Annotated in this window: 12 protein-coding genes; 11 read left to right on the forward strand and 1 reads right to left on the reverse strand. The window is 66.9% G+C overall.

From position 1 onward, the window contains the following. Positions 1-2 precede the first annotated feature (2 nt). The 7 genes from asd (at position 3) to accD (ending at position 8,703) form a co-directional block, all read left to right on the forward strand. Positions 3-1,145 carry an aspartate-semialdehyde dehydrogenase gene (asd, locus tag E5CHR_RS24070; RefSeq protein ID WP_162582173.1) on the forward strand — a complete coding sequence of 381 codons (1,143 nt, stop codon included), beginning with the start codon at positions 3-5 and terminating at the stop codon, positions 1,143-1,145. 279 nt (positions 1,146-1,424) lie between these two features. Next, positions 1,425-3,980: a FimV/HubP family polar landmark protein gene (locus E5CHR_RS24075; RefSeq protein WP_332061325.1), complete on the forward strand. Its 2,556-nt coding sequence runs from the start codon at positions 1,425-1,427 to the stop codon at positions 3,978-3,980. A gap of 25 nt (positions 3,981-4,005) precedes the next feature. Further along, positions 4,006-4,818, forward strand: coding sequence for a tRNA pseudouridine(38-40) synthase TruA (gene truA, locus E5CHR_RS24080; protein ID WP_162582175.1), 813 nt, complete (start codon positions 4,006-4,008; stop codon positions 4,816-4,818). 59 nt (positions 4,819-4,877) lie between these two features. Next, positions 4,878-5,555: a phosphoribosylanthranilate isomerase gene (locus tag E5CHR_RS24085; protein ID WP_162582176.1), complete on the forward strand. Its 678-nt coding sequence runs from the start codon at positions 4,878-4,880 to the stop codon at positions 5,553-5,555. Between the two features lie 47 nt (positions 5,556-5,602). Continuing rightward, positions 5,603-6,880, forward strand: coding sequence for a tryptophan synthase subunit beta (gene trpB / locus E5CHR_RS24090; protein WP_162582177.1), 1,278 nt, complete (start codon positions 5,603-5,605; stop codon positions 6,878-6,880). Next, complete coding sequence (gene trpA / locus E5CHR_RS24095; protein WP_162582178.1) at positions 6,877-7,722, forward strand: tryptophan synthase subunit alpha; 846 nt, start codon at positions 6,877-6,879, stop codon at positions 7,720-7,722. Before trpB ends, trpA begins: the two co-directional genes overlap by 4 nt. A 108-nt stretch (positions 7,723-7,830) precedes the next feature. Then, positions 7,831-8,703 (forward strand): acetyl-CoA carboxylase, carboxyltransferase subunit beta, encoded by an 873-nt coding sequence (gene accD, locus E5CHR_RS24100; protein WP_162582179.1) that lies wholly within the window; start codon positions 7,831-7,833, stop codon positions 8,701-8,703. A gap of 27 nt (positions 8,704-8,730) precedes the next feature. Here accD and E5CHR_RS24105 read toward each other — a convergent pair whose 3' ends face one another. Beyond that, the gene (locus tag E5CHR_RS24105) at positions 8,731-9,291 is read right to left on the reverse strand and encodes a YggT family protein (RefSeq protein WP_162583875.1); all 561 of its coding nucleotides are present in this window, start codon (positions 9,289-9,291) and stop codon (positions 8,731-8,733) included. A 49-nt stretch (positions 9,292-9,340) separates the two neighbouring features. Here E5CHR_RS24105 and E5CHR_RS24110 point away from each other — a divergent pair, with 49 nt between their 5' ends. The 4 genes from E5CHR_RS24110 (at position 9,341) to E5CHR_RS24125 (ending at position 13,367) form a co-directional block, all read left to right on the forward strand. Continuing rightward, positions 9,341-9,988, forward strand: a complete 648-nt coding sequence (locus E5CHR_RS24110; protein WP_232062176.1) for an LON peptidase substrate-binding domain-containing protein — start codon at positions 9,341-9,343, stop codon at positions 9,986-9,988. A gap of 75 nt (positions 9,989-10,063) precedes the next feature. Beyond that, positions 10,064-11,590 (forward strand): lysine--tRNA ligase, encoded by a 1,527-nt coding sequence (gene lysS / locus E5CHR_RS24115; RefSeq protein ID WP_162582181.1) that lies wholly within the window; start codon positions 10,064-10,066, stop codon positions 11,588-11,590. Beyond that, on the forward strand, positions 11,584-12,861 hold the full coding sequence (locus tag E5CHR_RS24120; RefSeq protein WP_162583876.1) for an Hsp70 family protein: 1,278 nt from the start codon (positions 11,584-11,586) through the stop codon (positions 12,859-12,861). Before lysS ends, E5CHR_RS24120 begins: the two co-directional genes overlap by 7 nt. Then, entirely contained in the window at positions 12,858-13,367 is a 510-nt protein-coding gene (locus E5CHR_RS24125; protein ID WP_162582182.1) for a YgjP-like metallopeptidase domain-containing protein, read from the forward strand. Before E5CHR_RS24120 ends, E5CHR_RS24125 begins: the two co-directional genes overlap by 4 nt.

Here is a 13,367-nt window from a genome sequence, read left to right on the forward strand (position 1 = left end):
AAATGGCGAACGCAACTCAACCTCTGGTCGGTCTGGTCGGCTGGCGCGGGATGGTCGGCTCGGTCCTGATGGACCGCATGCAGGCTGAAGGCGACTTCCAACTGATCGAGCCTCTGTTCTTCTCAACCTCGAATGCCGGCGGCAAGGCCCCGGCGATGGCGAAGAACGAGGCCGTGCTGAAGGACGCGCACGACATCGAGGCGCTCAAGAAGTGCGACATCGTCATCACGGCTCAGGGCGGCGACTACACCAGCGCAGTCTTCCCCAAGCTGCGCGCGTCAGGCTGGAACGGCCACTGGATCGACGCCGCCTCCACGTTGCGTATGAACGATGACGCCGTCATCGTCCTCGACCCGGTCAACCTGCCGGTCATCCAGAAAGCGCTCGCCAAGGGCGGCAAGAACTGGATCGGCGGCAACTGCACGGTCAGTTGCATGCTGATGGGCGTGGGCGCCCTTTACAAGGCGGGCCTGGTCGAGTGGATGACCAGCATGACCTATCAGGCTGCCTCGGGCGGCGGTGCCCAGCACATGCGGGAACTGCTGGCACAGTTCGGCAGCCTCCACGCCGAGGTGCACGCGCTGCTGGACGACCCGAAGTCGGCCATCCTCGAGATTGATCGCAAGGTACTGGCCCGCCAGCAGTCGCTGAGCGCCGGAGAGACCGCCAACTTCGGCGTGCCTCTGGGCGGCAGCCTCATCCCCTGGATCGACAAGGACCTGGGAGACGGCACCAGCAAGGAAGAATGGAAGGCCGGCGCCGAGACCAACAAGATTCTTGGTCAAGGCGCCGCCTTCGGAACCGCCGCCACGCCGGTTGACGGGTTCTGCGTGCGCGTCGGCGCCATGCGTTGCCACAGCCAGGCGTTGACCTTCAAGCTCAAGAAGGACGTGCCCTTGGCGGATATCGAGGCGCTGATCGCCAACGACAACGCCTGGGCCAGGGTTGTGCCCAACACTCGCGAAGCCACGATCCAGCACCTGACGCCAGTCGCTGTAACCGGCACGATGGACATCCCCGTCGGCCGCTTGCGAAAGCTTGCAATGGGGCCAGAATACCTGGGCGCCTTCACCATCGGCGACCAGTTGCTATGGGGAGCCGCAGAGCCGCTGCGGCGCATGCTGCGGATCCTGCTCGACGCCTAGGGGGTGCGGGGCGCATCCAGACGCCCGACGTTGCGACATCGCAACGGAGAAACGCCTGCGAAGTTGGCACGCACTGGGTAGAGAAGGCCTGTCACCTTGTCAGTGCAGGGTGATGATGTTAACGTCCTCTTACACTTTTGGGCGAAGCTCGCCCCTACCAGCATGACACGTCATCAGTTGCCTGCGGCCCGACTCCCGGCAAGTCGCCCGACCTCGCGCATTCCTGCCCGCGGCAAACTCTCGCTTCTCAGTGCGGCGGTGGCTTGCGGGCTGGGGTTGGTGAGCGTCGATGCTACTGCGCTGGCACTCGGTCGCCTCAATGTGCAGTCAGCGCTGGGCGAGCCGCTGCGGGCCGAGATCGAGGTCACCGAGATCGTGCCGGCCGAAGCCGACGGGCTCAAGGTCAATATCGCCTCCGCCGAGGCCTTCAATGCCGCCGGCGTCCCGTATAACCCGGCGCTGGCCGATGTGAGGGCCAGCCTGCAACGCCGGGCCGACGGGCGGTACGTAGTGCGTCTCTCCAGCAATCGCATGCTGAGCGAGCCCTTCATCGATCTGCTGATCGAGGTCAACTGGAATTCTGGCCGCGTCGTGCGCGATTACACCGTGCTGCTGGATCCACCAAGGGGACGCACCGCCACCGCAGCGGCCCCTATCGTTCCCATCGCCCCGCAAATCAGCGCGGCGCCCGTACCTCGGAGCGCCCCGGCGGTCACGCAGGCGCCTTCGCGCCGCGCGCCCGCCGCTGCTGTAACCGCTCCTGCCGCCCCCTCCGAGAGCGAGCGCAGCGTGCGCACCGGTGCTGGCGAGCAACAGGTCACGGTGCGGCCTGGCGATACCGCGAGCAAGATCGCGGGTGCCTACAAGCCGGCCGACGTATCCCTGGACCAGATGCTGGTCGCCCTGCTGCGGGCCAACCCCGGTGCCTTCATCGGCGGCAACGTCAATCGCATGAAGGCCGGCGCCGTGCTCGACGTGCCGGGTGCGGCGCAGGCGGCCGCTGTTTCCGGCGACGAGGCCAAACGCACCGTGACGGCGCAAAGCCGCGACTTCGGGGACTACCGCCGCCGCCTGGCCGAAAATGCCCCGGCGTCGCAGGTCGCCCAGGCCGAGCGGCAAGTCAAAGGCCAGCTGCAGGCGAACGTCGAGGACCGCAACGCCGCGAACGCCGCCGCCGACAAGCTGCGCGTCACGCAGGGCGGCGCGGGCCGTCAAACCGAGGAGCAACTGGCCCGGACCCGCCAAGCCCAGGAAAGCAGCACTCGCGTCGCCGAGCTGTCGAAGAACATCGATGAACTGAACAAGCTGCAAGCTGCGAGCGGCAGTCAACCGGCAGCCGCCGGAAGCACGGCGCCCGCAGTGGCACCCGCTGGCGCGGCGCCCTCAGCCGTTGCGCCCGCAGCGGGGGCGCCAGGCGCCGCGCCGGCATCCGGTGCTGCAGCCGGGAGTCCGGCGGCGCCCGCCCTGCCAACAGCACTCGCACCTGCCGCGAGTGCGCCCACGACGGCAACCACCGTCGCACCCGCACCCGCGGCAGCCGCTTCCGCCGCGGCAACGGCACCTGCCCCCGCGCCAGTCGTGGCGGCCGCTGCCGGCAAAACCCCGACAGCGGCCCCTGCTCCCGCCCCTGGCTTCTTTGACGAACTGCTCGCGAACCCGCTGATCCTCGGTGTTGCCGCGCTGATCGCCCTGCTGGTCGGCTTCCTGCTGTACCGGGTCCTGGGGCGCAAGCGCCGCGAGGCAGGCGAGAGCGTGTTCCTCGAGAGCCGTATTCCCAAGGATTCCTTCTTCGGCGCCAGCGGCGGCGAGTCGGTGGACACGAAGAACCGGGGCAATTCAGTTGTTTCCTCGCTGTCTTACTCGCCGAGCCAGCTCGACGCCGGCGACGTCGATCCGGTGGCTGAAGCCGACGTCTACCTGGCCTATGGCCGCGACCTGCAGGCGGAGGAAATCCTGCGCGAAGCCCTGCGCGTCACGCCCGAGCGCACCGCCATCCACCTCAAGCTCCTCGAGATTCACGCCAAGCGGCGCGACCTGCGCGCCTACGAGGCTCTCGCGTCGGACGTACACAAGCTGACCGGCGGCACCGGGAGCGATTGGAACCGTGTCGCGGAAATGGGCAAAGAGCTGGATCCGGGCAACCCGTTGTACGAGGCAGGCGGCCGGAACGTCACCGCCGCGGAAGCCGCTGCCTTCGCCGGCACCCTGGCTGCCGCAACGGCAACGCCAGCGGCGCCGGCCGCTGCGCCGGCACCAGCCCCGGCGGTTGCCGCCCCGCCCCCCGCCTTCGTTCCTTCGGTCGCGCCGCTGGATTTCGATCTGGACCTGAGCAAACCTCCGGCGCCCACTCCCGTCAGCGCCAGCTTGCCGCAATCACAGGTTCAGGTGCCCTCGCAGGCGCCGCGTACGACGGTGACGAATGGAAGCCATTCGGGCCCCACCGTCCCGAACAGCAAGCCCGACCTGCACAACGATTTCGACACGGCTCCCGGCTTTCTTGAGCCGACGACGGTACGCGCCCCGCTGATATCCAACGATGACATGAGCCAGCCGGCGACGCTGCGCGCCGGCCTGCCGGGCGACTCCGGGTTCATCGAGTTCGACATGAGCTCCATGGCCGGCTTGCGTGCCCCCGCCGACACCGAGCGCGGCCGCCTGGAGCCCATGGCCGAGGAAAGCGGCGAAAGCCCGCATGCCATCAAGTTGTCGCTGGCACGCGAACTGAAGGCGCTCGGCGATGTCGAAGGTGCCCGCTCGCTGGTCGAGGAAGTGGCCGCGGACGGCTCGGGCGATGTGAAGGCCGAAGCCAAGCAACTGCTCGGCCAACTGCGCTGAGCGACGTGCTGGCGCCGATGACCCGGTGAGGCTGGCCCTCGGCGTCCGCTACCAGGGCCAAGCCTACGAGGGCTGGCAGAGCCAGCTTTCGGGCCGTACCGTCCAGGACAAGCTGGAGGCTGCGCTGGGCCGCTTCGCCAGGCAGCCTATCTCCACCTTGTGTGCCGGGCGGACCGACGCCGGCGTCCACGCGCTGATGCAGGTGGTGCACTTCGACACTTCGATCGAGCGCGCGCCGGTCTCCTGGGTCCGCGGCACCAATCGGTTTTTGCCGGACGACATCGCGGTGCAATGGGCGCAGCCCGTGCCGCGCCAGTTCCATTGCCGCGCCAGCGCTCTGACGCGGCGCTACCTTTACGTGCTGTCACAGTCACCCGTGCGCCCGAGCCTGGATGCGGGCCGCGTCGGCTGGTCGATCTACGCGCTCGACGGCGACGCGATGCGCGCTGCCGCGGCCATGCTGCTGGGCCCGCACGACTTCAGCTCCTTCCGGGCCTCGGCCTGCCAGGCGCTGTCGCCCATCAAGGACCTGCGGCGCATCGAGATCACGCGCAGGGGCGAGAACGACCGCTGCCGCTGGCACTTCGAGTTCGAGGCAGATGCCTTCCTGCACCACATGATCCGCAACATCATGGGCTGTCTGGTCCGCATCGGCCATGGCAAGGCCCGGCCGGAATGGATGCGCGAAGTGCTGGAGGCGCGCAGCCGCCTGGTTGCCGCGCCGACCTTCTCGCCCAACGGGCTCTACTTCCTCGGACCGCTCTATGACGCTGGCTGGGGTCTTCCGGCCGAGGCGACGCTGCAAGCAGGCCGCGCTACGTATGATGGTCCGCCATGAGCCGCACGGCCGTTCCGAAGGCTCATGGCACCGCAGCCCGCAGGGCGGAGGTAATTTCAATGAACACAGCCGTCCGCACACGCATCAAGATCTGCGGACTGACCCGCGAGCAGGACGTCGACGCCGCCGTTGAAGCGGGTGCCGATGCGGTGGGCTTCGTGCTCTACCCGGCCAGCCCGCGGGCGGTGACCGCAGCGCGAGCGCGTCAGCTGGCTGCGCGGTTGCCGCCCTTCGTCATGCCGGTCCTGTTGTTCGTCAACGAGCCCGCGCCTGCGGCACTGGCGGCCCTGCAAAGCGTGCCTGGCGCCATGGCCCAGTTCCACGGGGATGAATCGCCGGAACAATGTTGGGATGCGAGCGGCCGCGGTGCCCACCGATTCATGCGTGCAGCCCGCATTCCACTCGGGCCTGCAGGCGCCAGCTTCGACCTCGTAAAATACGCCTCCGATTACTCCCACGCGCTGGCCATCCTGCTCGACGCCCATGTCGAAGCGTTTGGCGGGGGCGGCAAGGCATTCGATTGGTCACTTCTTCCACCCGCCGTCGACGCTCACCTCGTCTTGAGTGGTGGGCTCGCACCTGCAAACGTGGGCGATGGCATTCGCCGCTTGCGCACGGCCGCGAAGTCGCTGGCCGTTGACGTGAGTTCCGGCGTCGAGGCCGCCAAGGGCATCAAGGACGCCGCGAAGATCCGCGAATTCGTGGCCGCCGTACGGGCGGCCGATGCATTGACCTAGCGCGTCGCCCGGCTCGATCTCCGGCGGCGCGCCCATCGATCGAGACCATGAACAGCTACGACCAACCCGATCCCAGCGGCCATTTCGGCATCTACGGCGGCACCTTCGCCAGCGAGACGCTGACCCACGCGATCAACGAATTGCGCGAGGCCTACGCGAAATACAAGGACGACCCCGAGTTCCAGGCCGAATTCCGCTACGAGCTCGCGCATTTCGTGGGCCGTCCCTCGCCGATCTACCACGCGGCACGAACCAGCCGTGAAATGGGCGGCGCACAGATTTACCTGAAGCGCGAGGACCTGAACCATACTGGCGCACACAAGATCAACAACACCATCGGCCAGGCGATGCTCGCACGGCGCATGGGCAAGCCACGCGTGATCGCCGAGACCGGCGCTGGCCAGCACGGCGTCGCCACGGCCACCATTTGCGCCCGTTACGGGCTCGAATGCGTGGTCTACATGGGCAGCCAGGACGTCAAGCGCCAGAGCCCGAACGTCTATCGCATGAATTTGCTGGGCGCGACGGTGGTCCCGGTCGAATCAGGCAGCAAAACCCTGAAGGACGCGCTGAACGAGGCAATGCGCGACTGGGTCACCAACGTCGAGAACACCTTCTACATCATCGGCACCGTGGCCGGCCCGCATCCTTACCCGATGATGGTGCGCGACTTCCAGCGCGTGATCGGCGACGAGTGCATTGCGCAGATGCCGGCGATGCTGGCGGCACAAGGCATCACCGGCGAGGCGGAGGGCCGGCAGCCCGACGTGGTGGTGGCTTGCGTGGGCGGCGGCAGCAACGCGATGGGCATCTTCCATCCCTACATCCCCTTCGCGAGCACGCGCCTCATCGGCGTCGAAGCGGCCGGCGAAGGCCTGGACAGCGGCAAGCACGCGGCCTCGATCCTGCGCGGCAGCCCCGGCGTGCTGCACGGCAATCGCACGTACCTGCTGCAGAACGAGGACGGGCAGGTGACCGAGACCCACAGCATCAGCGCAGGCCTCGACTACCCCGGCGTCGGGCCCGAGCATGCCCACCTGGCCGATATCGGCCGTGCCGAGTACGTGGGGGTCACCGATGCCGAGGCGCTCGAGGCTTTCCACTACCTGTGCCGTACGGAGGGCATCATCCCGGCGCTCGAATCCAGCCATGCGGTGGCCTATGCCATGAAGCTGGCAAAGACCATGCGCTCCGACCAGTCGATCCTGGTCAACCTTTCAGGCCGCGGGGACAAGGACATCGGCACGGTCGCTGACCTCTCGGGCGTGGACTTCTATGACCGACCGTCGATGCGCGGCCTTGGGGTGAAGGGAGGCAAGGCATGAGCCGGATCGCCGCCACCTTCGAGCGCCTGCACGGTCAGGCCCGCAGGGCACTGATTCCTTACGTCACGGCCGGCTTCCCCTATGCCGACATCACGCCCGAGCTGATGCACGGCATGGTGGAAGCAGGCGCCGATGTGATCGAGCTCGGCGTGCCCTTTTCCGACCCGATGGCTGACGGCCCCGTAATCCAGGCTGCCGGCGAAGCCGCACTGGCGCTGGGCGTCGGCATGAAGCAAGTGCTGGCCATGGTGAGCACCTTTCGCGGCGCCGACGATGTAACGCCCGTCGTATTGATGGGCTACGCCAATCCGATCGAACGCTACGATGGCGTGCACGGCAAGGGCAGCTTCATCCGCGATGCCGCGGCCGCCGGTGTCGACGGCCTGCTGGTGGTCGACTACCCGCCCGAAGAATGCGAGGACTTCGCCGCAGGCCTGCAGGCGCATGGCATCGACCTGATCTTCCTGCTGGCTCCCACCAGCACACCCGAGCGGATGGCGCAGGTCGGCCGCATCGCCACAGGGTATGTCTACTACGTTTCGCTGAAGGGCGTGACAGGCGCCGGGCACCTCGACACCGAGGCGGTGGGCCGGATGATCCCGCGCATTCGCGAGCACGTGAAGCTGCCGGTGGGCGTCGGCTTTGGCATCCGCGATGCACGCAGTGCGCAGGCGGTGGGCTCGGCGGCGGACGCGGTGGTGATCGGCACCCGCATCATCCAGCTGATGGACGGGCAGCCGCGCGAGCAGGTGGTGCCGCTGGTGCGCGAATTCCTGTCCGAGATCCGGGAAGCGCTGGATGCGCTGCCGGCTGCAACGGCCAAGAATGCAGCTGGCCGATAATTGCGCGGTTTCTGCGTCACCCCCACCTCTTTCCCAGTCGCGGCAAGGGGGAGAGGGAGCTATTCGTCGCGAAGGCCACCTTCGCGAATACTTCGAACTGGAGCCCCCATGAGCTGGCTTGAAAAACTGCTTCCGCCCAAGATTGCGCCGACCGACCCGAGCGAGCGGCGCCAGATGCCCGAAGGCCTCTGGATCAAGTGCCCGAGCTGCGACACCGTGCTCTACAAGACCGACCTCGAGCACAACCAGAACGTGTGCCCGAGTTGCGGCCACCACCACCGCATCGGCGCGCGAGCACGCATCGACGCCTTCCTGGACTCGGAAGGCCGCTACGAAGTGGGTCAGGAAGTCCTGCCGGTCGACGCCCTCAAGTTCAAGGACAGCCGCAAGTACCCCGAGCGGCTCAAGGAAGCACTCGAAAACACCGGCGAGACCGATGCGCTGGTCGTCCTTGGCGGCTCGGTCCACAGCATCAACGTGGTGGTGGCCTGCTTCGAGTTCGATTTCATGGGCGGCAGCATGGGCAGCGTGGTCGGCGAGCGCTTCGTGCGCGGCGTAGAGACCGCCATCGAGCAGAAGGTGCCCTTCATCTGCTTCACCGCCACCGGCGGCGCACGCATGCAGGAAGGCTTGCTGTCGCTGATGCAGATGGCCAAGACCAATGCGGCGCTCACGCGGCTGGCCAAGAAGGGCTTGCCTTACATCAGCGTGCTGACCGACCCCACCATGGGCGGCGTGAGCGCCGGCTTTGCCTTCGTGGGCGATGTGGTGATCGCCGAGCCCAAGGCACTGATCGGCTTTGCCGGCCCGCGCGTGATCGAATCGACGGTGCGGGTGACGCTGCCCGAAGGCTTTCAGCGGGCCGAATTCCTTCAAACCAAGGGTGCGATCGACTTCATCTGCGACCGGCGCGAACTGCGCAAGACAGTCGCCAACACACTGGCGATGCTGCTACGTCAGCCGGCCGATGCAGTGGTCTGACCCACGACTTACCGCCCTTCGCGGCCCTTAGCGGCCCATCCCGAAGACCGCCGCCATCAGGCTTCCGAGCACGATGGCGCCGACCTGGAGGAGCACGATCGCAGCAAGCGGCGAGAGATCCACGCCGCCCACCAGCGGAATGAATCGCCTTAGCGGCCGCACCAGCGGTTCGGCCAGCCGCCCGATCAGGTCCTGAAGCATCGATGACGCATTGGGAACCCACGAGAGAACAGCGTAGACGATCAGCAGCGCAGTCAGGCCCGACACTGCCAGTTGCATCAGCCCGATCAGCGACACCAGCGGCAGTATTGCCCAGCGTTCCAGCGCGCCCATCAAGGCCCACAGCAGCAGGAACTTGAGCAACACCAGTAACCATGCGGCCACGGCGCTCGCCAGGTCCCAGCGCTTGACCGGGGGTATGACGCGTCGCAGCGGCAGCACGATCCAGTCCGTGATCGCAAACACGAAGCGTCCCAGCGGGTTGCCGAAAGGCACGCGGTGGTACTGCATGTAGAGGCGCAGCAGGCACGCCCCGCCGAGAAGGCCGACGATCACGTCGAGAAGGAACGAAGGGATCTGGTAGAACATGGCGCGCGGTCGTGGACGGAATGCGATGATAGCCACGCAAGGTTCCTCGATGACCACTCAACCCTTCCCGCAGCCCCTGCCCTTGTTCCCGCTGGGCACCGTGCTCTTTCCCGGCGGCTTCCTGCCCCTGCGCATCTTCGAGGTGCGCTACCTGGACATGATCGGCAAATGCCACAAGGCCGGCGCGCCCTTCGGAGTGGTCAGCCTGACGCAAGGCGCCGAAGTCCGTCGCGCGGGTGCGGAGGCCGAGCGCTTTGCGGCCGTCGGCACGCTCGCGGAGATTCGCGAGTTCGATGTGCCGCAGCCCGGGCTGATGCAGATCGCCTGCGTGGGCACGCAGCGCTTCCGCGTGCGCACCAGCGCATTGCAAAAGCATGGGCTCTGGACCGCGGACGTCGAGACCGTGGCCGATGACGTGGCGCTCGCCGTCCCCGACGATCTTCGAGCCGTCTCGGACGCGCTGCGCCGCGTGGTGGACACGCTGCAGGAGCGGCGGCGAAGCGAGGGCAACGAGCAAGTCCGCTTGCCGATTCAGCCGCCCCTGCGCTTCGACGATTGCGGCTGGGTCGCCAACCGCTGGTGCGAACTGCTGCCCGTACCGGCTGAACTCAAGCAGCGGCTGATGGAACTCGACAGCCCCTTGATGCGACTCGAGCTGGTGGGCGATCTGCTCGTGCGCACCGGCATCACGAAGTAGTCCCCGCCGAGCCGCAGGACACCGCCGGCTAAAATCGGCGGTTGCGCGCGACTACCGCGCCTCTACTTTCCCTTCATGTCCGACGCCCTCCCCTCTCCTCCCCTCGACGACAACCAGCTCATCGCCGAACGGCGCGAGAAGCTCAAGGCGCTGCGCGCCGCACAGACCGAGGGCAGGGGCGTCGCCTTTCCCAATGACTTCAAGCCCGCCGATCGCGCGGCAGCACTGATCGCGGCCCACGGCGAAGCCGAGCCCGAGGCGCTGGAAGCCACGCCGGTCACCGTCAGCGTCGCCGGCCGCATGATGCTCAAGCGGGTGATGGGCAAGGCCAGCTTCGCCACGGTGCAGGATGCCACCGGCCGCATCCAGCTCTACGTCACGCGCGATGCCGTCGGCGACGAGTCCTATGCCGAATTCAAGCGCTGGGACCTCGGCGACATCATCGGCGCCGAAGGCACCGCTTTCAAGACAAGGACCGGCGAGCTCTCGGTCAAGGTCACCCGGCTTCGCTTGCTGACCAAGAGCCTGCGCCCCCTGCCGGACAAGTTCCACGGCATGGCCGACCAGGAGCAGAAGTACCGCCAGCGCTACGTCGACCTGATCACCGACGAGTCCGCGCGCGAGCGCTTCGTGGCACGCAGCCGCGCAGTGAGCGCGCTGCGCGAATTCATGGTGGCCAACGGCTTTCTCGAGGTCGAGACGCCGATGCTGCACCCGATTCCGGGGGGCGCCAACGCCAAGCCCTTCAAGACGCACCACAACGCGCTGGACCAGGAGATGTTCCTGCGCATCGCGCCCGAGCTCTACTTGAAGCGGCTGATCGTCGGCGGCTTCGAGCGCGTCTTCGAGATCAACCGGAGCTACCGCAACGAGGGCATCTCGGTGCGGCACAACCCCGAGTTCACGATGATGGAGTTCTACGCGGCCTACTGGAACTACCGCGACTTGATGGACTTCACCGAGGCGCTGATCCGCACCATTGCGCAGAAAAGCGTCGGAAGTCTCCAACTCGACTACCAGGGCAAGCCGGTGGACCTGAGCCAGCCCTTCGAGCGACTCACCATCCGCGAAGCGATCGCCAGGCACACCGAGGCTGGCGCGAACGCCGACGATGCCGCCTGGCTGCGCGATGCGCTCCGCAAGCTCGGATTGAGCGAGGAGAAGGACAAGCTCTCCCAGCGCAGCCTGGCGAGCCTGCAAGTGATGTACTTCGAGGAGACGGTGGAAGAGAAGCTCTGGCAGCCGACCTTCATCATGGAGCACCCGACAGAGATCTCGCCCCTGGCGCGTGCCAACGACGAGCGTCCCGAGGTCACCGAGCGCTTCGAGCTCTACATCACTGGCCGCGAGTTCGGCAACGGTTTCAGCGAACTCAACGATGCCGAGGATCAGGCCGCGCGCTTCAATGCGCAGGTCTCGGCAAAGGACAGCGGCGACGACGAGGCGATGTTCTTCGACCACGACTTCGTGCGCGCTCTGGAATACGGCATGCCGCCCACCGGCGGCTGCGGTATTGGCATCGACCGGCTGATGATGCTGCTGACCGATTCGCCCAGCATCCGCGACGTGATCCTCTTTCCTGCACTGCGTCGGGAATCTTGAGCACACAGGCGCCCGTCCTCGGCATCGACTTCGGCACGTCCAACTCCGCGGTCGCGTGCGTGGCAGGCAGCGAGCTTGCCCGCCTGCTGCCGCTGGAGGGTTCGGCGACAACAATCCCGACCGCAGTCTTCTTCAACACCGAGGACCGCAGCACGCATTTCGGCCGCGAGGCGATTGCGCTGTACCTGACGGGCATTGAAGGCCGGCTGATGCGATCGCTCAAGAGCCTGCTCGGCAGCGCGCTGATGCAGGACCAGACCGAGATCGGCCACCAGCGCATCAGCTTCGAGGACATCATTGCCCTCTTCCTGTCGGAGCTTGCCGCACGCGCCCACCGGCAGCTTGGCGTCCGGCCCGCGCGGGTCGTCGTCGGCAGGCCGGTGCATTTCGTGGACGATGATCCTGCGCGCGACCGCGAGGCCGAAGCCACGCTGCGGCGCGCCGCTCACAACGCCGGCCTCGGCGATGTCGATTTCCAGTACGAGCCGATCGCCGCCGCCTTCGACTACGAGCGGCGCGTCACCCGCGAGTCGCTGGTGCTGATCGTCGACATCGGCGGCGGGACCTCCGACTTCACGGTCGTGCGCCTGGGACCAGGGCGGCTTGCCAAGGCAGATCGCTCCGACGACGTGCTAGCTACTACGGGTGTGCACATCGGCGGTACCGACTTCGACCAGCGGCTCAGCGTCGAATGCGTCATGCCGCATTTCGGCTTCCGCCACATCGGCCCGCAGGGCCGCGAGGTGCCGAGCAGGACCTTTTTCGACCTGTCGTCGTGGCACTTGATCAATTGGCTCTATGCGCCGAAGGCAATTCGGCAGGCGCAGGAGCTGCGCGTCAACTATCTCGATGTGCGGCTGCACGACCGGCTCATGAACGTGCTCTCCGACCGGCAGGGACATCGCATTGCGAGCGAGGTGGAAGAGGCCAAGATCCGAAGTTCGATGACGCGCGACGACGTGACGATCGACCTGTCGTTCGCCGAGCCGGCACTGAGCGCCAGGCTCTCGGCCGGCGACATGGACCGCCAGCTCGCGGCGCAACTCGACAACGTCATCGCGTGTGCCCACGATTGCGTCGCGCGGGCAGGCCTGCGCGGCAGCCAGCTCGACGCGCTGTACCTGACCGGCGGCTCCTCGGCGTTGCGCCCCTTTCAAGCTGCGCTGCGCCAGGCCTTTCCCGGCATCCAGGTGACCGAAGGCGATTTGTTCGGCGGCGTGGCCGCAGGCCTGGCCTATGCGGCCGCCTCCGGAACGCGGCGATCGGCATGAAGTATCTGGCCGCCTACCCCGCGGCCCTGCGCGCCCAGGTCGGACAGCTCATGATGCAGGGCCGATTGGGCGACTGGCTGCTGAAACGGTACGGCGGCGTGCACGGCATCCGGACCGACGGCGCTTTGTATGAGTATGTGAGCGCCATCAAGAGCGAGTTCCTGCGCAAGGCCGAGCCGCTGGCCAAGGTCGCCTTCGACAGCAAGCTGCACGTGATCCGCAACGCACTCGGCACCCACACGACCATCTCGCGCGTGCAGGGCGGCAAGCTCAAGGCGAAGCGCGAGGTCCGCGTGGCGAGCCTGTTCAAGGAAGTGCCGATCGAATGGCTGCGCATGATCGTCGTGCACGAACTGGCGCACACGAAGGAGCGCGAGCATGACAAGGCTTTCTACCAGCTCTGCCTTCACATGGAGCCGAACTACCACCAGCTCGAGTTCGACCTGCGCCTTTATTTGACGCACCTGGAGACTGGCGGCTCCGCGCTCTGGTCGGCGACAGCCTGA

This window comes from Variovorax sp. PBS-H4, assembly GCF_901827205.1.
In the GTDB taxonomy this organism is placed as follows: domain Bacteria; phylum Pseudomonadota; class Gammaproteobacteria; order Burkholderiales; family Burkholderiaceae_C; genus Variovorax.